A 19,487-nucleotide genomic window follows, 5' to 3' on the forward strand; every position below is an offset into this window, starting at 1 on the left:
GGCCAAGGACTGGGAAAAATCCATCGCCTCCGCCGAAGCATGGATCAACGTCGCCCATATCCGCCTCACAACCAGGCGTCTCGCAAGGTATTGTTTCAATTCATAGAGTTTCGAGTCGGGCTCTAAGGGTGCACCGCCAAGGCCCGTTCCATCACGTCTGCGGGAATCAGCACTCCCATTCCCTGGAAGCCAGCCGACTCAATGAGCTTTTTGACCTCTGGCCATTTCCGCTGGATGGCGGCGAGGGGCTCATTATGGATTTCGAGGCCAGAGCTGCCATCATGCCCGGTGCCATCTCTATTTACAGCATAAAGGGCGGCACCGCGCAGGTAGACATGAACGTGGGGCTTTCCCGATGGGACGTGTGCAGAGTCCCAGGCCAAGCTCCATCTTCTCCCCAAGTCTTGTTCCCGCCTACCCTCGTTGAGAAGCCGAGACAGGGTCTCATTGGCATCGTGATCGGCGGCCTGGTAGATGAACAAGAAAAGATGGGGTGTCTCTGTTGCGGTGGTGCGTTCGCCTCTGCCGAGAATTTCATGAAGCCTTACCATATATTTATCCCTCCCATTGCTGATTTCTCGGCCTCGCCGTCATCCCCACACATGGGCACTTTCAGCATCGTAGAAGAAGACGTCCAGGCGGTTGCGCGGGCCATAATGAAAATGGCGGTTTTTCGCCATGCCCTTGGCTCGTTGAATTATCGCGTGGTTTGCTTGGGTCGTGGGGTCGCCATAGATACTGACGAACAACTTGGCGATTTTCCCGGTTTCGATTAGCCGCAGGATGTGATCATCGTTCTCTGCAAGGGAGTGGCCGAATATGAAGAGGCTTCCGCCCACGCTTTCCAAGCTGCGCAATCCCTTGTGGAGGTACGCACTGTGCATGATCTTGGTCAGCTTCGCGTGCGAGTGCCCCTCGGAGACGAACAACGGATAAAGGTTGTTGTCCAAGGCTTCGCGGATCTGGTCGATGATGGGCAGGTCGGTCCGCGACCAAGTATACTTCTGGAGCTGGTGCCCGGCATCGAAGAGATGGAGGGCGCCGTGAAGGTAATAAACCGTCGGCTTGTGTGCCTCCTGCCACGTCACGTAGGGTGCGTCGGGTTCGTCCTTGTCGCTGCGGAACCCATCGTCGGGAAGCAAGTCCAGCTCATCGACGTCTTCATGCATTAGCGCCCAGTAGAGCAACACGTCGTAGTTCAACGTGTAGATCTTCCCTCCGCTAAAGTGGTCAAGGAAAGCTCGGCAGGCGATGTACTGGTCGTCTTCGATGTCATAGGGGCGGTCTGGATGGCCGCTGGCGATGGCATCGACCAGGATGGCCTTGATCTTATCCGCATCGGCTTCAATCTGCTTGATAAGGGCAGGTGATGCGCCTTTGTAAACGGTGAGAAGCCGGGCCATGTCCACAAGGACCCGAATGACTGCCTCGAAATCCCGAGTGTCGAGCGCCTCGAAAAGCTTCTCCGCGTAGGGGATGTCGGAAAAGTCGGCGTTATCGTACAGCGCCCCATAGGTGAAGATGTCCGGCTTCAATGAGATGCTGAAGCCGTTGCCCAGCAACAGGTGACGTTTCCCCTCGCCAGCCATTTCTAACGCATCCTCGAACGACAGCAGTTCTACCATGCCCGCTCTCCCACACGGAGTGCGCCAGGATGCGCCAACCCCTTCAATCTACACGAGTGCAGTAAGGTTGTGAACCTGTGGTTGGCTACAGCTCGCCGCGAAAGGCGCGTTGGGAGAGGGAGGCGAAAAGGTCGCTGGACATTGCCACGCCTTCAACTAGCTGTTTGCTCCATGCGGCAAAGCCCTTAAACAAAGCGCCGAAACGGTCTTGCTCTGCCTTTGCAGGCTTGAGGAAAAGGATCTCCTGAAACTGCCCCTTGCTGACCATCCCCTTCATCGAATTTGTTGATGCAAGTTGTACCAACTTTTTCCCGAACAGAACTTGAGCGTAGAAGAAGACCGGGTTTGTACCTGAATTGGGCACGACGGCGTTTATCTGTTGATTGAAGGCCACCGCTCGATCCGCCAGTCCAGCATTGCCAATGCATGATGGGCTTCCCGCGATACAGGTCACCAGCGTTGAACCCGCAGGAACAACCCGAGCCACGGACATACCCACAGAGGAAAGGCCTTCTGCGGCCTTCGTCACCCAGTGGCTCGGGTTATTCAAGTTGTCAGACTTGATCCATTCGATGGCATCCCCATAGTAATCCTCCCTTTGACGAGACGGCGTGTTGCCGGTCACCACCCTGCCGAACTCCTTGATAGGAGCCTGCGGGAGTTTCCTGGGATTCGTCACCGGATCACCAAACATGTCCAGGAAGGCCGAGCGCAGGAAGTCGTCGGCCAGGGCGAGGGCCTGTTGGCGTTTGCGGCGGATGGCATCCGCCTTGTCCAGGATCGCGGCGATGCGGCGTTGCTCATCGAGGGGAGGGCAAGAAATCTCAATCTCCGCCACTGCCGACGGCCTGGCGCGGAGAAGGGAGCCGCCAACGCCCGCGACGGTAGACATGAAGCTGGCATGAAATGCCGGGCTTAGTAAGGCGTGGCGAAGGTATTGTGGAAGAAGCCGTTGGCTGCGATAGGCTATCCACTCACCAGACCCAATTTGCCTGTAGGCTCTCTTGGGGCCGACGATCCAGACCCGCTGAATATGGGGAACGATCCGCGATATGACTACATCGTCCGGTTCAAGCAATTGCTTGGACGAGCCGATGTCCGCGCCCGTAACGATTTCTGGTCGCCCCGCGTCGTATGCGGGGATGCTGTAAAGTTCGAAAGTCTCGTTCGGCGATTTTTGGGGATCGACACTGCCGCGACGCTTAACGGCAATTTCCCCGAGAGCAATACGCGGCCACTTGCCAGCTGCAACGCCGCTCACCCCAGCATCTCCTCAAGCTCCGCCATGTCCTTGGCGATGTCGGCGTGGAGGGCCTTCATGCGGTCCAGGATCAGCTTGGGAGGGTCGTACTCTTCCTCTTGATGCACCGTCTCGCGGTAGCGCGACAGGGACAAATCGTATTTCTGGGCGCGGATGTCGTCGGCGGTGACGAAGAACGCCTTGCCCGTGCGGTCGGTGTCCTTGGCCGGATCGCGGGCTTTCCAGCGGGCAAGGGCGTCGGGCAAGTCGTTGTCCTTGACCGGGTCGCGCTTGTCATCCAGCGAGAAGCCATCCGCCTGCACATCGTAGAAGAAGACGTTGTCGGTGCGGCCGCCCTTGGTGAAGACCAGGATGGCGGTGGAGACACCGGCATAGGGCTTGAAGGTGCCCGAGGGGAGCGAGATCATCGCCTCAAGCTGGTTCTCGTCCAGCAGCATCTGGCGCAGGGCCTGGTGGGCGGTGGAGGAGCCGAACAGCACCCCATCGGGGACGATGGTGGCGGAACGCCCGCCCAGCTTCAGCATCCGCAGGATCAGGACGATGAACAGCAGCTCGGTCTTCTTGGTCTTGACCTTGGACAGCAGGCTGGAATGGACGTCCTCGTAATCCAGGCTGCCCTTGAAGGGCGGATTGGCCAGGATGACGTTCAGGCTTTCCTTGGCATGGCCGGGGAAGTTGTCGGGGAAGCTGGTGGACAGGGTGTCCTGCCAGTGGATGTCCGGGGCCTCGACACCGTGCAGCATCATGTTCATGGACGCGATGCGCAGCATCGTGGAATCGAAGTCGAAGCCGTGGAACATGCCCTTGCGGATGTGGGCGCGGTGCGGCTCCAACAGGTCGCCGGTGAAGGTCTTGTTGCCCTCGGTATCGACGAGGAGGCCCTGGGGGGAGGTGTACTTCTCCAGCAGGTAATCCATGACGCCGACCAGGAAGCCACCGGTGCCGCAGGCCGGGTCGCCCACCGTCTCCTGCGGGGTCGGTTCCAGCATCTCGACCATGAAGCGGATGATGTGGCGCGGGGTGCGGAACTGTCCGTTGATGCCCGCCGTGGTCAGCTTGGACAGCAGGTATTCGTACAAATCGCCCTTGGTGTCCGCATTGCCCAGCGGCAAAGCGTCGATCATGTTGACCGCCGAAACCAGCAGGCTGGGCTTCTGGATCAGCAGTTGGGCGTCCTTCATGTACTCGCCGAAGGTCGCGCCATCCACCGCCGTGGTGCGGAAGTGCGGGAAGACCTGGTCCCGCACCAGGGGCAGCATCTGGGCCGCGCCCAGGTTCTTGAACTGCGACCAGCGCAGATGCTGCTGATCGGGCGCGAACAGGCGCTTGAAGTCGCCGCCTTTCAGGGATGCCTTGCGCTCGTTCTTCTGCTCGGTCATGTCGAGCAGGCGGGCGAACATCAGGAAGGTGATCTGCTCGATGACGGTCAACGGGTTGGTGATGCCGCCGGTCCAGAATTCTTCCCACAGCTTGTCGATGCGGCTGCGCAGATCGCCGGTGATCATGGAGATACAGTTTCCTCGGGCAGGAAAGACTTGATGATGGCCAGCAGGTCGTTGCGCTGGGTGTCGCTTGGGAATACGCCGAAGATGCCCTCTTCATCAAGCATGGTGAAGGGCGAATCGGCCAGCCGCTCCAGGGCGATGGCGCCGTTCTGGGCGATGTGGTTCTGGAGCAGTTGCAGGAACTGGGTCTGTGCTGCGGTCAGGCTGGGATAGGTCTGAACGAAGGCCGTGAAGTGGGCTTTCACCGCGTCCGGGTCCATGCCGACGATCTGGCGGATGATCAGGTCCAGATGCCCGGCGGTTTCCGGGTAGAAGTCCTTCAGGATGGTCAGGTCCACGTCCGGGTGACGGGTCAGCACCAGCGAGACCAGGGCCTCCAGGTCGGCCTGGGTCACCTGCTCGCCCGCCCTGATCTTCTTCAGCGTCGGGTCGGTGGCGAACAGCTCGGCCAGCGCCTGCTCCACCCGCGCACGATAGGCGGCAAGGTCCACCGAGCGGATGTTGGACGAGGTCTTGCCGGTCTCGATCTGTCCTTCATCCTCGGTGATGTCGATGACCCGAGGTTTGGCGCCGGGGCCGGTGCCGCCACCTTGGCGGAACTGCATGATGCCGCGCAGGTCTTGGCGCAACGCCTCCAACTGGGCCGGGGTGACGGTGGCCCAGAAATCCGCCGACTTCACCTTCTTGATGGATTCCGCCTTGGCCTTGACCTGGTTGAGGTTCATCTGGAGGGCGTTGACCCGGTTGACCATGTCGCCCTTCAGGTTCTGGAACTCGGCGGATTTCTTGATCAGCGCGGCCTGCATGGTGGTGACCAACAGGTCGAAGTCCAGCGCATCGCTGTGTCCCCGCACGTTGACCCACTGCATCAGCGGCGCAGCCATCCCCTTCAGCGCCTGCTGGGTGGCGGGGGAGAACTGCTCGATCACCCCGTCTTGAAGGATGGCGTGGATGTCCTGGCGCTTCTCCTTGACCGAGATGCTGTCATCGGGAAGGGCGCGGACATCGGCCTCGACCAGCTTCACGGCGGTCGTGAAGGTGTCCAGCTCCATATCGGACAGGGCGGCGCTGGCCAGGGCCAAGCGGGCCTCGAACAGGCGCTGCATCAGGGGCTTGGATGCGGTGGGTTCCGCCTCGGGCTTGTCCTGGGCGAAGTACTCGAAATTGCCCCAGTGGTCGAAGATGCGGAAGACGGTCTTGTCCTTGCCGGGGCCGAATAGGCCGGGGCACAGGCGGGTACCGCGCCCGATCATCTGCCAGAACTTGACCTTGGACTTCACCGGCTTGGCGAAAACTAGATTGACGATCTCGGGCACGTCGATGCCGGTGTCCAGCATGTCCACCGAGATGGCGATGGTCAGTTCGTCGTTGGTGCCCTCGCCTTTGAAGTCGTCGATCAGGCTTTCGGCGCGGGGGTTGTAGTTGTCGATGACCTGGCAGAACCGCCCCCCGTATTGGGGGTACATCTCGTTGAACAGCTTCTCTAGCAGGACGGCATGGTCGTGGCTGCGGGCGAAGATCACCGACTTGCCGGGGGACTGGCCAGTCGCATCCCGGATGCCGTTCTCCATCAGGTTGCGCAGGATTTGGCGCTCGGTGTCCTTGTTGAATATCTGCTTGCTGACGTCCTCCGCCTCATGGTCCAGCTCGCCGGGATCGATGCCCTCTTCCTCAACCTCCTGCTTCTGCTCCTCGGACAGCTCGTCATACTTGATGCCGTCGCGCAGGAACTGGGTGGTGTGGCTGTAGACCTCGTAGGGGACCAGGAAGCCCTCCTGGATCGCCCGCTCCAGCGTGTAAGCCGCCGTCGGGTCCTTGCCCTGGCAGCCGAACAGGGAAAAGGTATTGCGCGAGATGAACTCGACCGGCGTCGCGGTCAGGCCGACCTGGAGGGCATCGAAATAGCGGAAGATGTCGCCGTAGACGTTGTAGATGCTGCGGTGGCTTTCATCGGCGATGATCAGGTCGAAGAAGCCCGCGTCGAAGCTTTGGAACACGCCCATCATCGACGGATAGGTGGCCACATAGATGCGCTTGTTGCGGTCCTTTGATGTGGCGCTGTTGACCACCGCCAGCGGCTCGGGCAGATGCTCGGTGTAAGCATTCTTGGCTTGGCGCCGCAGTTCGTTCCGGTCGCACAGGAACAGCACCCGCTTCACCCACTTGGCACGGATCAGCAGGTCGGACAGCGCGATGGCGACACGGGTCTTGCCGGTGCCCGTGGCCTGGACGATCAGGGCCTTGGTCTTCTTCTTCGAGAAGGCTTCCGTCACCCGCTTGATGGTCTCGATCTGGTACATGCGCCCCGCGATGGACGGGTTCACGGTGAGGGTATTCAGCGCCTCCTTGGAACTGCGCTTGAACCGGACCAGATGCTGGAGGCTGTCCTTGGAGTAGAAGCCGAACAGCGAACGGGGCGCATAGCCCTGGGCATCGTCCCACAGCCAGATGTCGAAGCCGTTGGTGTAGAAGATGGCCGGGCGCAGCCCGTGCAGCTTCTCCAGGGCGTTCGCGTACAGCTCGGCCTGCTTGCGTCCGGTCTCGGCGCTGACGGTGGTCTTCTTGGCCTCGATCACGGCCAGAGGCTTGCCGTCGTCATCCCACAGCACATAGTCGGCATAGCCGATGCCAGAATTGGTGGGCTGATCAGGAAGCTCCACCTCCTGTCCCACCTCGGCGGTGTTCTTGCCATTGGCGCCCACGTTCCAGCCCGCATCTGCGAGGGCCACGTCGATCAGGCGGCGGCGGGTGGTGGCCTCGTTGAACTTCAGCGCATCGGCGGCCTGCTGACCCTTGTCCAGGGTGTCGGCCTTGACCTCCAGCGCCTGATAGGCCTGCTTGAGGGCATCACGCTCGGCGACCAGCGCCAGAAGCTGCCGCTCCTTTTCCTCCAGGGCGGCCTTCGTGGCTTCGGTTTCGACGGCCTTGGCGGTCGGAATTTCGATGGGGTGGAAGGCGGGGATGTCCTCGGGCTTGCGTCCCAGAAAGCGGACCAGGAACCAGGCCCCGAGTTGGAAGGCCTCCTCCAACACCCAGGACGCCCGCTTGCCGTCCACCGCTTGCCCATGTGCGGCCTTGTTGCCCTCTTTCCGCAGGGCATGGAGCTTGTCGAGGATGACCTTGGGGACCGCCTGCTTGAACTCCGGGGCGGAGAGCAGGCCGTCGAAATTCAGTTCCTCGGGTCGCTTGAGCCGGAGTTCCCAATAGATGGCCTTGGTGAGCTGCTCGCCATAGATGCGGAGCTTGGTCAGGCAACTGGGCGGGTCGGTGTGCAGGTAATGCTCGGCAAACCCGCCTAGTACGGCGAGGGCCGGTCGCTCCTTGCGCAGGATTTCGAAGTTGATCGACTGCATCACGCCCGACCGAATAGGAGACCGCACTTCTTGCTACCCATACGATCAAACACAGATGGGGCTACAGCACAAGCCCAATGGTCCACCTGGAGCTATTGGTGGCGGGTGACACTGGCTTGGAAGGCCCTGATTTCGGCCAGATGATGCTGGGCCAGCAGCTCGACCGCCTGTTCGATGTCCTCGCCGATGTGGCGCAGCACCCGACCACGGCTGCGCGGATACCAGTGCTTTTCCTCCACCACGATCTTGGTCCGCAGCCCTGACCAGTTGGGGTCGGGGACTTCCCGCTTCCATCGCTTATGGGTGCCGCTGGCCAGGCGATGGACGATCTTGGCGGCCTGGACGCGGCGGAACTCCGGCATGGTCACCGGCTGGGGATCGTCGGCGATGATCATTTCCAGCGCCAGCCACGCGGCGACCACCTGGGCGGGGTCGATCTCGGCCTTCCGCATCCGTGCCCAGTGGGCCTTGGCCCGATCCTGGGGTGAGAGGCCGCGCAGGCGGAAGGCTTCGATGTGGGGACCGGCCGCTTGGTACAGCCCGCGCACCCGGTCTATGGCGTTTTTGACCCAGAACAGGTCGGCGTTGGCCTTCAGCCACTTCAGCGCCGCACGGCGATACGGGGCCAGTTCCTTGCCGGTATAGGACCGCTTGAAGGGGCTGCCGTGGCGTTGCAGATGCTCGGCATGGGGCCGGCAATAGCGGGTGTCCAGGCCGTCGCTGGTGCCAGCGCGGGCGGGCTTGCCGCAGCCCATGACCCGGCAATAGCCGAACATGTGGTTCGGTTCCGCTGCCCTGGCCTTGACCTCTTGCTTGCGGCGGCGGGTGGTCTCGGGGCTGGTCATGGCTTACGAGTCCCTCATAAGGAGAAGGGTGAAGATGCCTTGAGAGGTGATGACCATCATCATCCCCCATCCTCCGATACCATTCCCTCCACCCCAGTATGAGCCTTGAAGACCTCCAACATGATCCTGGTGACCTGGGGGATGGATGATGTGGGAACGATCACCGCATCATGGACGGGCAGGCCGATGATCCCCTCCGCCTTCAAGGCCAGCAGGACATCCACCAGGATTTCGCTTTCCACGAATTGGACCTGATGACCGATGCCTGTGCCGAACAGTTGGCTGATGGGGGCGTGGGCTTGCCGTAGGGCCTCGACCACCTGGGGAAAGGAGATGCGGGGAGGGAACAGCGTCTTGGTGTCGGCGGGGAAGCGGGTCAACGGCTTGTCGGCGAACAGCAAGGCGTTCATCACCTTCTTCACACCCTTGCGGTGGGCTTCCAGGCCGGGCAGCAGATAGGCGTCGGTGGTCGGGGCCGGAACCCCGGCCATGCCGTACAGGATGCGCGGGGCCATCTGGCCGTAATCCAGGGTCGTCACCTCCTCACCGTCGATCAGCAGGCCCTTGTGCCGCTGCCACTTCGACAGGGGCTGCCAGAAGCCGCCGAACAGACGCCCACCGCTCTCGAACGATCCCCGGCTGAAATAGCGGCGCAACAGGCGGTCGGTGTTATCCACCGCCAGGTCGTCCACTGGGTCGAACTGGATGTCCGCCTGGGCCAGCCATGCGTTGATGGTCTGCACCTCGTCGCGGTATTGCCGGGTCTGGTCGGTGTCGTCGTATTCGACCAAGCCGCCTTCGTCCCAGTAATCGCCCTTGGCCTGCTTGAGGATGATGACCTCCTTGGCCGTGGACTGGGTCAGGTCGTCCAGGCCGATGCCGTGCTCGTGCAACCGCGTCAGCAGCCGAGAACCGGCCTTCATCACCGTGCGGCGGGCGGGACCGAAGAAGCCCAGATGGCCGATCTCCATCTCGACGAAAGCCATCTCCGGCTCTGCCAGCCGCTTCAGGATTTCGGGCAGGGTCTTGTTCATGGCGGAAGCGCGGTAACGGCTGGCCCGTCCCAGATCCTGGTTGGACAGCGAGACCGACACCCAGCCCGAGGGCTTGGTGATGAAACGGTGCATCAGGTCGCAGACCACCGCCGCGACCGTGTCCTCAAAGGTCTGTTGATCAGTGGGCTTGCGCTGACGTTGACGCAGGCCCTTGCGCCGTTCGTAGCTCTGCAACTGTCCCAGCACATCGGCGACGACGGCATGGGCCTTGGCAGTCTTGGGAGCGCGGAACGGGTTGAAGGGGCGGTCGTCGGTGGGCTGATCCTGGGGGATGTCGTCTTCGGCGAGTTGGGTCTTGGGTAACAGGTGATCGAAATAGCCACCCCGCAGGCGCACTGGGAAACGGAGGCGGATAGTCGCATCAAGCAGACGCCTTGGCTGGGGATGTCCCCATCACCAGATTGATCCAAGGCCGCAAGGGTTCGCCTTCCTTCCAGCCATTGGCCCTCAGGGCTTCGACAAAGGCTTCGGCCCATTCCGTCCGGATGCATTCCTGGCCGTTGTCGTTACGCTGGATGCGGGCGTATAGCCATTGCTTGATGAAGCCTGCCACCTGTTCCCGCAGCTCGCGGTGACCGATCCCAGGAAACACTTCACGCAGCCGGGTCAGTGTGGTTGTCGAGGCGCAGTGCGTATCCTTGAAGGCGAACAGGCGGTCGATCACCTGTTCGACGACCGCCTCCCGCCCTTTGAAGGCAATGCGCAGGAACTCGGCTTCCAACTGTCCCACCAGTACTGAAACCTGATCGGAGGGTGGTGCTTGGGCATCCGGTTCCTCCACAACTTCGGTGAATTCCGCGTCAATGGTCGGTGGCGGTTCGGCCATGGAAGGCCGTGGCTTGGCCAGCAGCTTGACCGCGTCGCGGATGCTCAAATTTGGAACGTGTTCCGGATTTCCCGCCGCTAGCACGTCCCAGCCCTTGGCGATCTTCATGTACTTCCCGGCCACGCTGGCGGAGACATGGCAATTGGCCTCCAATCACGGCAGCCAGTTCCCGTGACCCACAAGGCGCTTGGCCTCGATCAACATTTCCCCGGCCTGCTTGGCCAGTTCCAGGGTCATGCCCCAGGCCTGTTCGATCCTGGCCTGTTGCTCGTTGATCCTGGTGGCCAGGGCATCAAGGCTGACCAACTGCTGACTCACGCGTTCACCCCTTCCAGTCGTTCCAACAACCGCTTCACCTGCACCGCCTGCCATTCCCCTCCGCGAGGTGTGGCAAGGCCCGCAGAATTTAGGGCAGTGGCGATGTCGCGCAAGCTGCTGCCACGCTCTCGCAGGGGCAAGACGATCCCCGCCAACTTCCCGGCCCGCTGATCGGCCTGCGCCTTCAGCACGGCATTGCGCCTCATGGTGGCGTCGCGCATCCCGCCCAGCTTCTTGGTGGACTGGGCCAGGGCCGCCTTGGTGCGTTGGCTGATGAAGTCGCGTTCCTTCTCGGCCAGGGCGGCATATATGTGGAGCTGGAACTTGTCGGCGTTGGGCATCTGGGCGACCTTGAAGTCCAGCTTGGGGTCGTCGGTCAGCTTGCCGATGAACGACACCCGGCGGCTAAGGCGGTCAAGCTTGGCCACCAGCAGCACCGCCCGTTCCTTCTTGGCCTGGGCGATGGCCTTGTCCAGATCGGGGCGGCTGTCGTCGGCCCCGGACTGCACGTCCACGAACTCACCGATCACCTCCCACGGCTCCGGGCTGTAGGTCGTGAGGAACAGGCGGATGTCGCGTTCCTGGGCGGCAAGGCCCAGGCCCGAGCGCCCTTGCTCCTTGGTGCTGACACGCTTGTAAGTGACGTAGCGGATCATCGTCGTCCCCGGGGTTGATGCTGCTGACACGGACGTTACAGCCACACCGTTACAAACGTCAATGAACGTTGTGCATGTAACGGCGATCCCCTGGGGCAGTAGCAACCGCCAACACGGCAGATCGGGCACGAACGCACCCCACCCCCGGCACGGGGGGAATGTCACGCCGTCGTATCATCGAAAGGGCTCTCGGAAATTTGCCCCGGAATATTCCGGGAAGGGCTACGCCTTCGCCGGAACCAGGTGCCCGAGGTCCAACCCTGGATAGGTCAACCGCTGAAGGGCGGCATCCAGGGTGGGCAGAGAAAAGCCCATGCCTTCCTCGTCCAGGCCGTAATCCTCGGCCACGTCTTCATGGGCATGGCCCATCAGGGCGTCCCGCAAGGTCTTATCCACCCCGGCATCGCGGAAGGTGCGTTTGACTAGATGGCGGAAGGAATGGAAGACCTTGCGGCGGTCGTCGATACCGATGGAATCCATATACCGCGCCCACCATGCCGACCACGCGGACGTGATCTCGGCTCGTTTGGATTTCAGGTCCGGGAACAAGGTGGTGTCCTTGGCTTTGCGGCGATCCTCGACGTAAGCCAGGAACCCCAGCGCCACCAACTGGGCGTGGACAGGAACCTTACGGCGGGACGAACGGTTCTTCACCCGCTTGCCCTCGCCGATGGTGTTGATGAACAGATAGGTGACGCCGTCTTCCGAACGGACATCGGCGAGCGTCAGCCGTCCTAGCTCCTCAAGGCGGGCACCGGTGAACAGGGCCAGCAGCGGCAGCCACTTGGCAGCCTCGCCACCACCGCCGACCGGACGAAATCCTTCGGTGAAGACCGGCGACGAGAAGATGGTCTTCAGATCGTCCATGGAGAACGGGATGCGCGGCGGTTCGATGCGGGCCGATCCCGCAACCTCGAAGCCCGAGGCGGGGTTGTCGGTGCGGTAATGGTTCTTCTTGGCATAGCCCAGGATGGCGCTGATCGCCCCCAGCGCCTTATCCTTCACCGTTCGCGGTGACAGGCGTGGAGTGGTGCTGTCGTCTTTGAACGCGGCCAGGATCTGGGGAACGGTCATGTCCTGGTACTTCTTCTTCAGTACCGCAGGCATGGCGAGCATCGCGGCCTTGAAGGCGCGGATGTGCCCGGCGTTGATGTCCTTGATCGGGACATCGCCGTTGATCTCGCGGAACCGGCGCACATAGGTGCCGAAGTCGGACACCGTCTTTGCAGGCGGCTTTCGCTCCGCCTTCCAGCGGTCGAAGATCACCGACAGGGGCGGGTTCTCGTCATCGGCGGCGCTGGACACCACGGTCAGGAACGGGGCGGGCGCAGGCGGCGTGTCCACCGGCTCGCCCTGCTGGCGGCGCTTCTTGCCTTCCAGCGCTTTCAGGCTGGCCTTCAGGACGGCGAAGGACAGTTTGCGATAGGCCGGGGAGTTGTTGGTCAGCTTGACGCCGTTGGCTTTCAGCAGTTCCTCGACATCGTCACGGACGATGCCGGTATCTCCCCGTGCCAGCGCCTGCCGGAGTTCGGGTTCGATGTATGCAAGGGTGCCGCCAAGGCGTTCATACTCGCGCCGGCTCAAGCCGCATTCGGCGCGGCTCTGCTCATCGGTGAAGGCGGCGACACCGCCAGCGGCTTCGACCTGTTTGGCGATGCTGGCGTAAAGGTCGGCTTCGCCCGCGCCTTCCATCCGTAGGGTTTCGTCCTCCTCCATCAGGGTGTGAAGGTGGATGGCGGCGAGCCGTTCTATCTCGTTGTCGCTCAGGCTGACCCGCAGTTCGGCGTTCAGCTTCCGGCGGGCGGTGTTGAACTCTTGGTCGATCTGAACCGATGCAATGCGGACCTTCTCCAGCGCCTCGCGGGGATCGCTGGTTTTCAGGCTGTAGATGATCTCGGTCTTGGGGGCGTAATAGGCCTTCAGATCGGCGGGCACCTTGGCCCGTATCCAGAACATGCGACCGCGCTTGGTCAGGCGGGGATGCTTCACGTCGTCCATGCTCCCGGTGTAACACGACGGTGTAACAATCGGGAAGCTGGAAGCCTTGGATCTCTGGGATTTGTAGCCTTCCCAATGGGTTGGGGAAGGGATGGCGGAGAGGGTGGGATTCGAACCCACGGTGGAGTTGCCCCCACACCGGTTTTCGAGACCGGCCCATTCGACCGCTCTGGCACCTCTCCGCAGAAGCGCTGGCCCCCGGTCGCTGGGGAGGGCCGGAAAATAGCCTGACTCGATGCCGCCGCCAACCCTTTTTTCAGCCCGGTTCGCGCTTTTTTTCAGCGGCCGCCCTCAGGGGCGGAGGGCGGCGATGTTGGCGGCGTAATCGGGGGTCTTGAACACCGACGAACCGGCCACGAAAGCGGTGGCGCCGGCGGCGATCAGGCGCGGGGCGATCTCGGCGTTGACGCCGCCATCGACCTCCAGCTCGATCGGGCGGTCGCCGATCATCCGCCGGATCCGCGCCACCTTCTCCACTTGCGATTCGATGAAGCTCTGCCCGCCGAAGCCCGGATTGACGCTCATCACCAGGATCAGATCGAGCCGGTCGAGCAGGTATTCCAGCACGCTTTCCGGGGTGGCGGGGTTGAGCGACAGCCCGGCCTTCTTGCCCAGCCCCCGGATCACCTGGAGCGAGCGGTCGATATGAACGTCGGCCTCGGCGTGGACGGTGATGTAATCGGCTCCGGCCTGGGCATAGGCTTCGAGGTAGGGCTGGGCCGGATTGATCATCAGATGGACGTCGAACGGCTTCTGGGTATGCGGCCGCAGCGCCTTGATCACCGCCGGGCCGATGGTCAGGTTGGGGACGAAATGGCCGTCCATCACGTCGATATGCACCCAGTCGCAGCCGGCCGAATCGATGGCGCGGACTTCCTCGCCCAGGCGGGCGAAATCGGCGGACAGGATGCTGGGGGCGATCTTGACGGGCATGGGCGGGGCTTTCCGGACGGGGGAGGTGGAAACAGGATCGGGCTGCCGCCCGAACCCGCCCGGGGCGAGGCCCCGGACCCCCCAAAAAAGGGGGAGGTCTGGAGGCGCCAGCCTCCAGGCGGGTCCGGGCGGCAGCCCGGCAGGGGTCAGGCGATCTTCGGGGCCAGTTCGCCGCTGGCGTAGCGGGCGGTCATCGCCTCAAGCCCGATTACCTTGATCTTGCTGGCGTTGCCGGCGGCGCCGAACGCCTCGTAGCGTTCCTTGCAGATCCCGCTCATCGCCTTGATGGTCAGCTTGAAGTAGTCGCGCGGATCGAACTTCTTCGGCTCATCGACGAAGAACTTGCGGATCGCCCCGGTCGAGGCCATCCGCAGGTCGGTATCGATGTTGACCTTGCGCACGCCGTACTTGATCGCCTCGACGATCTCGGCCACCGGCACGCCGTAGGTCTCGCCGAGCGCGCCGCCGTGATCGTTGATGATCTTCAGCCAGTCCTGCGGCACCGAGCTGGAACCATGCATCACCAGATGGGTGTTGGGGATGCGGGCGTGGATCTCCTTGACCCGCGAGATCGCCAGCACGTCGCCCGTCGGCGGACGGGTGAACTTGTAGGCGCCGTGGCTGGTGCCGATGGCGATCGCCAGCGCGTCCACCCCGGTCTGCTTGACGAACTCGGCCGCCTCGTTGGGGTCGGTCAGCAGCTGGGAATGGTCGAGCTTGCCCTCGGCGCCGACCCCGTCCTCCTCGCCGGCGGTGCCGGTTTCGAGCGAGCCGAGGCAGCCCAGTTCGCCTTCGACCGACACGCCGCAGGCATGGGCGATGTCGACCACCTGGCGGGTGACGGCGACGTTGTAGGCCCAGTCGGCCGGGGTCTTGCCGTCTTCCTTCAGGCTGCCGTCCATCATCACCGAGGAGAAGCCGGACTGGATGGCGCGGACATTGACCGACGGCGAGGTGCCGTGATCCTGATGCATGCAGATCGGGATCTGCGGATAGGCTTCGAGCGCGGCAAGGATCTGGTGGCGCAGGAAGGCCTCGCCGGCATATTTGCGGGCGCCGGCCGAGGCCTGGAGGATCACCGGGCTGTCGGTGGCCGCCGCGGCCTCCATGATCGCCTTGACCTGCTCCATGTTGTTGACGTTGAAGGCGGGGATGCCGTAGCCGTGCTCGGCGGCATGGTCGAGCAGCTGGCGCAGCGAAACGAGCGACATACCAACGGTCTCCTTAGTTAGGTTGCGCCTCGGTGGCCCGGGCCGTCACAGGCGGGCCAGCGCGGCGTCGGCCACCGCCTGGGCGGTGATCCCGAAATGCTGATAAAGGGCGGGGGCCGGGCCCGAGGCGCCGAAGCCGGTCATCCCGATCACCGCCCCCTCGGTTCCGACCCAGCGTTCCCAACCGAAGGTGCCGAGCGCCTCGACCGCGACCCGCACCGTGCCTTCCCCCAGCACGGCGGAACGATACTCCTTCGTCTGGCGTTCGAACAGTTCCCAGCAGGGCAGCGACACCACCGCGGTGCCGATCCCCTGGGCCTCCAGCAGGTCCTTGGCCTCCAGCGCCAGCGACACTTCCGAGCCGGTGGCGATCAGGGTCACCTTGCGCTCCTCCAGATCGGCCTCGGCCAGGATGTAGCCGCCGCAGCGGGTCAGGTTGTCGTCGGAATGGATGGTGCGCAGCGTCGGCAGATTCTGGCGCGACAGCGCCAGCACGCTCGGCCCCTGGGCCTCCAGCGCCGCCTCGTAGGCCTCGATCGTCTCGACCGGATCGCAGGGGCGGAACACCAGCACGCCCGGGGTGGCGCGCAGGGCGGCCAGGGTCTCGATCGGCTGATGGGTCGGGCCGTCCTCGCCCAGCCCGATCGAATCATGGGTCAGCACGTACAGCACCCGCTGCTGCATCATCGCGCTCATCCGCAGCGCCGGCCACAGATAGTTGGCGAAGATCAGGAAGGTGCCGCCATAGGGGATGAAGCCGCCATGCAAGGCGAGGCCGTTCATGATCGCGGCCATGCCGTGCTCGCGCACGCCGTAATGCAGGTAGCGGCCGGAGAAATCCTCCGGCGTCACCGACTTGGTCGCCTTGGTGACGGTCAGGTTGGAATGGGTCAGGTCGGCCGAGCCGCCGATCAGCGCCGGGATCGCCTCGGTCAGCACCTCCAGCGCCTGCTGGCTGGCCTTGCGGGTGGCCCATTTCGGCTGTTCGGCGGCGATCTTGCGCTTGAACGCCAGCACGGCGTCGCGCCAGCCCTCGGGCAGCGGGTTGGTCAGCGCCTGTTCGAACGCGGCGCGGCCGGGGGCGGCGGCGAGCTTCGCTTCCCAGGCGGCGCGGGCCTCGGCGCCCCGGCGGCCGGCGGCGCGCCACGCGGCCAGGATCTCGGCCGGGATCTCGAACGGCGCGTGCGGCCAGGCCAGGGCGCGGCGGGCGGCGGCGATCTCCTCGGCGCCGAGCGGGGCGCCGTGGACCTTCTCGGTGCCGCCCTTGGAGGGCGCGCCCCGGCCGATGGTGGTGCGGCAGGCGATCAGGCTGGGGCGGTCGCTGGCGCGCGCCGCCGCGATCGCCTGGGCGATCGCCTCATGGTCGTGGCCATCGACCCGCGCCACGTCCCAGTTGGAGGCGGCGAAGCGGGCGAGCTGGTCATCCGAGCCCGACAGCGCGGTGTCGCCGTCGATGCAGATGTGATTGTCGTCCCACAGCACGATCAGCTTCGACAGCCGCCAATGGCCGGCGAGCGAGATCGCCTCCTGGCTGATCCCCTCCATCAGACAGCCGTCGCCGGCGATGACATAGGTGTGGTGATCGACCAGATCGCCGTGGCGCGCCGCCAGCATCCGCTCGCCCAGCGCGAAGCCGACCGCGTTGGCGATGCCCTGGCCGAGCGGCCCGGTGGTGGTTTCGGCGATGGCGACGTGGCCATGCTCGGGGTGGCCGGCGGTGCGGGCGCCCAGCTGGCGGAAATTGCGCAGTTCGGCGATGTCGGACAGGTCGGGATAGCCGGTCAGGTAGCCGAGCGCGTAGAGCAGCATCGAGCCGTGTCCGGCCGACAGCACGAAGCGGTCGCGGTCGGCCCAGTCGGGCCGGCTGGCGTCGAACTTGAGGAAGCGGGTGAACAGCACGGTGGCGACGTCGGCCATCCCCATCGGCATGCCGGGGTGGCCCGATTGCGCCGCCTCGACGGCATCCATGGTCAGGAAACGTATGGCATTGGCCATCTCGGCGGGGGAAGTCATCGCACGATCCTCATCGACAGCGGGGGGAGGGGACAAAAACAGGAAGTGCCGGGGAAAGAAAGCTTAAAAACGTGGGCTCTGCCCACACCCGTCCGGAGCCGGCGGCTCCTGGACCTGCTTCAAGGGGGCGCCGGGTCAGGCGGGGGCCGGGTCGGGCTCGCGGCGGTGCCAGCTGGTCAGGCGCTGGCGATGGCCGGCCGGGCCGCCGATCAGCAGGCTGTGGGTCAGTTCGGCGCCGGGCTGGCGCTCGACCCCGTCGAGCAGCAGGCCGGTGGTGATGCCGGTGGCGCAGAAGATCGCCTGATCGGAGCGGACCAGATTTTCCAGCCGGTGCCAGCGGCTGAGGTCGAGGCCGGCCGCTTCGACCGCCTGCTGCTCGCTGGCCAGTTGCGGGTCGATGCGGGCGAAGAAGCCGCCGCCCATCGCCCGGATCGCGATCGCCGCCAGCATTCCTTCCGGCACCCCGCCGGTGCCCATCAGCGCGTCGATGCCGGAGTCCGGGGTGGCGGCCATCAGCGCCCCGGCCAGGTCGCCGGCGGGGTACAGCGCGACGCGGGCGCCGGCCTGATGGATCGCCTCGACCAGGGCGCGGTTGCGCGGCTGTTCGATCACATAGATGGTCAGGTCGAGGATCGGTTTGCCCAGGGCGCGGCCAAGCTGGCGCAGCCGCTCCGCCACCGGGGCGGCGGGATCGACCCGGCCGCAGGCGGCCGGCGGCACCACCAGTTTCTCGATGTAGCGGGCCGGGGCCAGCACGTCGAGGCTGCCATGCGGCACCAGCGCCACCGCCGCCATCGCGTTGGTCATTCCCCTGGCAAGGAAGCTGGTGCCTTCGAGCGGATCGACCACCATTTCCCAGCGCGGCGGGCGGGAGGGCTCGCCGAAGCGCTGGCCGTGATAGAGGGTGGAGATTTCCTCGCGCGGGCCCTCGCCGATGGTCAGCACCGCGTCGAGGCCAAGCTGTTCGAGCCGGGCGGCCATCGCCGCCACCGCCGCGTCGTCGGCCAGGGTGCGGTCGCCGCGCCCGATCCAGTCATAGGCGGCGCGGGCGGCGGATTCGGTGGCCCGGCGCAGATCATAGGGGCCGGGGGTGGTCTCACCCGCACCGGTCGCGCCTGGGATGTGCATGCGCCTTCGCCCTTTCCGCCAGCGGGAGAACCGTCTCCCGCCGCCTGTTTTCGCCGAGGCCGGGCCGGCGGGTCAAGCATGGCGATCATCCGCCGTGACCGTCTCCCCCGTCGGGGCGGGGCCGGCTCACTCTTCCGCGGGGGGAAGGGCGGGTACGCGTCTAAATTCCAATTCGCAATAGAGCTGTTGCGCCTCGGCCGCCGGGCCGCGCCGCTCGGCCAGGGCCAGCACGCTCACCCGCCGCCGGTGGCGGCCGTTGCCGACCGGCAGGTCGATCCGGTCGCCGACCCGCACCGGCTGGGCCGGGCGGGTGACCGGATGGTCATTGAGGGTGATCTCGCCGGCCGCGACCAGGGTCGCCGCCAGCGAGCGGGTCTTGCAGAGCCGGGCGAACCACAGCCACTTGTCGATCCGCAGTCCGTCCCCCCCCGTTCCCGTCCGGTCGCGCGGGCGGTCAGGCGGTGGGAGCGTCCGCTTCCACCGCGTCGCCAGCGGCCTCGACCGCCGGCTCGATCTCGACCTCGCCCTCGTCCTCGGCCTCGTCCTCGTCGCGCGAGGTGGTCCGGGTCGGCAGCGGGATCTGGATCAGGATGAAGTCGGGCACGTGATCGCCGAAGCCGATCACGTCGTCGGCATGCAGCATCTCGCCGATCCCCAGTTCGTCGATCCGGCCCCGGCGGCGGCCCCGGCCGCGTTCGTCGCGATCGCGGTAGCGGCTGCGCGGCTCGGGCCGGCCGGCGGGCAGGGGCTCGGCGGCGAG

The 19,487-nt window shown here is 64.4% G+C and carries 16 protein-coding genes, 1 tRNA gene and 2 pseudogenes; 1 reads left to right on the plus strand and 18 read right to left on the minus strand.

What is annotated here, in order from left to right; translation table 11 throughout:
* Positions 1-106 (plus strand): annotated as a pseudogene (locus ACFSNB_RS17045) (IS5/IS1182 family transposase); the annotation flags it as partial.
* A gap of 16 nt (positions 107-122) precedes the next feature.
* On the opposite strand, the gene ACFSNB_RS17050 reads toward ACFSNB_RS17045, so the two are convergent.
* From ACFSNB_RS17050 to ACFSNB_RS17135, 18 genes and pseudogenes are all read right to left on the minus strand, one after another.
* The gene (locus ACFSNB_RS17050) at positions 123-551 is read right to left on the minus strand and encodes a hypothetical protein (RefSeq protein ID WP_377318763.1); all 429 of its coding nucleotides are present in this window, start codon (positions 549-551) and stop codon (positions 123-125) included.
* Between the two features lie 39 nt (positions 552-590).
* The gene (locus ACFSNB_RS17055) at positions 591-1,625 is read right to left on the minus strand and encodes a DUF4917 family protein (protein WP_377318765.1); all 1,035 of its coding nucleotides are present in this window, start codon (positions 1,623-1,625) and stop codon (positions 591-593) included.
* Between the two features lie 85 nt (positions 1,626-1,710).
* Positions 1,711-2,886: a restriction endonuclease subunit S gene (locus tag ACFSNB_RS17060; RefSeq protein WP_377318767.1), complete on the minus strand. Its 1,176-nt coding sequence runs from the start codon at positions 2,884-2,886 to the stop codon at positions 1,711-1,713.
* Positions 2,883-4,391 (minus strand): type I restriction-modification system subunit M, encoded by a 1,509-nt coding sequence (locus ACFSNB_RS17065; protein ID WP_377318769.1) that lies wholly within the window; start codon positions 4,389-4,391, stop codon positions 2,883-2,885. Before ACFSNB_RS17065 ends, ACFSNB_RS17060 begins: the two co-directional genes overlap by 4 nt.
* Positions 4,388-7,744, minus strand: a complete 3,357-nt coding sequence (locus tag ACFSNB_RS17070; protein WP_377318771.1) for a DEAD/DEAH box helicase family protein — start codon at positions 7,742-7,744, stop codon at positions 4,388-4,390. Before ACFSNB_RS17070 ends, ACFSNB_RS17065 begins: the two co-directional genes overlap by 4 nt.
* Before the next feature lie 92 nt (positions 7,745-7,836).
* On the minus strand, positions 7,837-8,589 hold the full coding sequence (locus ACFSNB_RS17075; protein ID WP_377318773.1) for a hypothetical protein: 753 nt from the start codon (positions 8,587-8,589) through the stop codon (positions 7,837-7,839).
* A gap of 59 nt (positions 8,590-8,648) precedes the next feature.
* Positions 8,649-9,980 carry a hypothetical protein gene (locus tag ACFSNB_RS17080; protein ID WP_377318775.1) on the minus strand — a complete coding sequence of 444 codons (1,332 nt, stop codon included), beginning with the start codon at positions 9,978-9,980 and terminating at the stop codon, positions 8,649-8,651.
* Between the two features lie 25 nt (positions 9,981-10,005).
* Complete coding sequence (locus tag ACFSNB_RS17085) at positions 10,006-10,578, minus strand: hypothetical protein (RefSeq protein WP_377318777.1); 573 nt, start codon at positions 10,576-10,578, stop codon at positions 10,006-10,008.
* 45 nt (positions 10,579-10,623) lie between these two features.
* Positions 10,624-10,788: a hypothetical protein gene (locus ACFSNB_RS17090; RefSeq protein ID WP_377318779.1), complete on the minus strand. Its 165-nt coding sequence runs from the start codon at positions 10,786-10,788 to the stop codon at positions 10,624-10,626.
* Positions 10,785-11,444 (minus strand): recombinase family protein, encoded by a 660-nt coding sequence (locus ACFSNB_RS17095; protein WP_377318781.1) that lies wholly within the window; start codon positions 11,442-11,444, stop codon positions 10,785-10,787. The genes ACFSNB_RS17090 and ACFSNB_RS17095 overlap by 4 nt, the downstream gene beginning before the upstream one ends.
* Positions 11,445-11,666: 222 nt before the next feature.
* Positions 11,667-13,442, minus strand: coding sequence for a DUF6538 domain-containing protein (locus ACFSNB_RS17100; RefSeq protein WP_377318783.1), 1,776 nt, complete (start codon positions 13,440-13,442; stop codon positions 11,667-11,669).
* Between the two features lie 92 nt (positions 13,443-13,534).
* Positions 13,535-13,624: transfer RNA gene (locus tag ACFSNB_RS17105), tRNA-Ser, on the minus strand.
* A 109-nt stretch (positions 13,625-13,733) separates the two neighbouring features.
* Complete coding sequence (gene rpe / locus ACFSNB_RS17110) at positions 13,734-14,375, minus strand: ribulose-phosphate 3-epimerase (RefSeq protein WP_377318785.1); 642 nt, start codon at positions 14,373-14,375, stop codon at positions 13,734-13,736.
* Between the two features lie 146 nt (positions 14,376-14,521).
* Positions 14,522-15,586: a class II fructose-bisphosphate aldolase gene (gene fba / locus ACFSNB_RS17115; protein WP_377318787.1), complete on the minus strand. Its 1,065-nt coding sequence runs from the start codon at positions 15,584-15,586 to the stop codon at positions 14,522-14,524.
* Between the two features lie 45 nt (positions 15,587-15,631).
* Positions 15,632-17,599: a transketolase gene (gene tkt, locus ACFSNB_RS17120; protein ID WP_377318789.1), complete on the minus strand. Its 1,968-nt coding sequence runs from the start codon at positions 17,597-17,599 to the stop codon at positions 15,632-15,634.
* A gap of 135 nt (positions 17,600-17,734) precedes the next feature.
* Positions 17,735-18,727 (minus strand): class II fructose-bisphosphatase, encoded by a 993-nt coding sequence (gene glpX, locus ACFSNB_RS17125; protein WP_377318791.1) that lies wholly within the window; start codon positions 18,725-18,727, stop codon positions 17,735-17,737.
* A 126-nt stretch (positions 18,728-18,853) separates the two neighbouring features.
* Positions 18,854-19,219: an RNA-binding S4 domain-containing protein gene (locus tag ACFSNB_RS17130; RefSeq protein ID WP_377318793.1), complete on the minus strand. Its 366-nt coding sequence runs from the start codon at positions 19,217-19,219 to the stop codon at positions 18,854-18,856.
* Positions 19,182-19,487 (minus strand): annotated as a pseudogene (locus ACFSNB_RS17135) (hypothetical protein); the annotation flags it as partial. The pseudogene ACFSNB_RS17135 and the gene ACFSNB_RS17130, both read right to left, overlap by 38 nt.

The sequence above is a fragment of the Phaeospirillum tilakii genome (genome assembly GCF_042683125.1).
Taxonomy (GTDB): domain Bacteria; phylum Pseudomonadota; class Alphaproteobacteria; order Rhodospirillales; family Magnetospirillaceae; genus Phaeospirillum; species Phaeospirillum tilakii.

Coding starts and splice junctions, on each gene's coding strand:
- ACFSNB_RS17055 (WP_377318765.1), bottom strand. CDS start 1,625: ATGGTAGAACTGCTGTCGTTCGAGGATGCGTTAGAAATGGCTGGCGAG.
- ACFSNB_RS17050 (WP_377318763.1), bottom strand. CDS start 551: ATGGTAAGGCTTCATGAAATTCTCGGCAGAGGCGAACGCACCACCGCA.
- ACFSNB_RS17095 (WP_377318781.1), bottom strand. CDS start 11,444: ATGATCCGCTACGTCACTTACAAGCGTGTCAGCACCAAGGAGCAAGGG.
- ACFSNB_RS17085 (WP_377318777.1), bottom strand. CDS start 10,578: ATGAAGATCGCCAAGGGCTGGGACGTGCTAGCGGCGGGAAATCCGGAA.
- ACFSNB_RS17065 (WP_377318769.1), bottom strand. CDS start 4,391: ATGATCACCGGCGATCTGCGCAGCCGCATCGACAAGCTGTGGGAAGAA.
- ACFSNB_RS17075 (WP_377318773.1), bottom strand. CDS start 8,589: ATGACCAGCCCCGAGACCACCCGCCGCCGCAAGCAAGAGGTCAAGGCC.
- rpe (WP_377318785.1), bottom strand. CDS start 14,375: ATGCCCGTCAAGATCGCCCCCAGCATCCTGTCCGCCGATTTCGCCCGC.
- ACFSNB_RS17100 (WP_377318783.1), bottom strand. CDS start 13,442: ATGGACGACGTGAAGCATCCCCGCCTGACCAAGCGCGGTCGCATGTTC.
- tkt (WP_377318789.1), bottom strand. CDS start 17,599: ATGACTTCCCCCGCCGAGATGGCCAATGCCATACGTTTCCTGACCATG.
- glpX (WP_377318791.1), bottom strand. CDS start 18,727: ATGCACATCCCAGGCGCGACCGGTGCGGGTGAGACCACCCCCGGCCCC.
- ACFSNB_RS17070 (WP_377318771.1), bottom strand. CDS start 7,744: ATGCAGTCGATCAACTTCGAAATCCTGCGCAAGGAGCGACCGGCCCTC.
- fba (WP_377318787.1), bottom strand. CDS start 15,586: ATGTCGCTCGTTTCGCTGCGCCAGCTGCTCGACCATGCCGCCGAGCAC.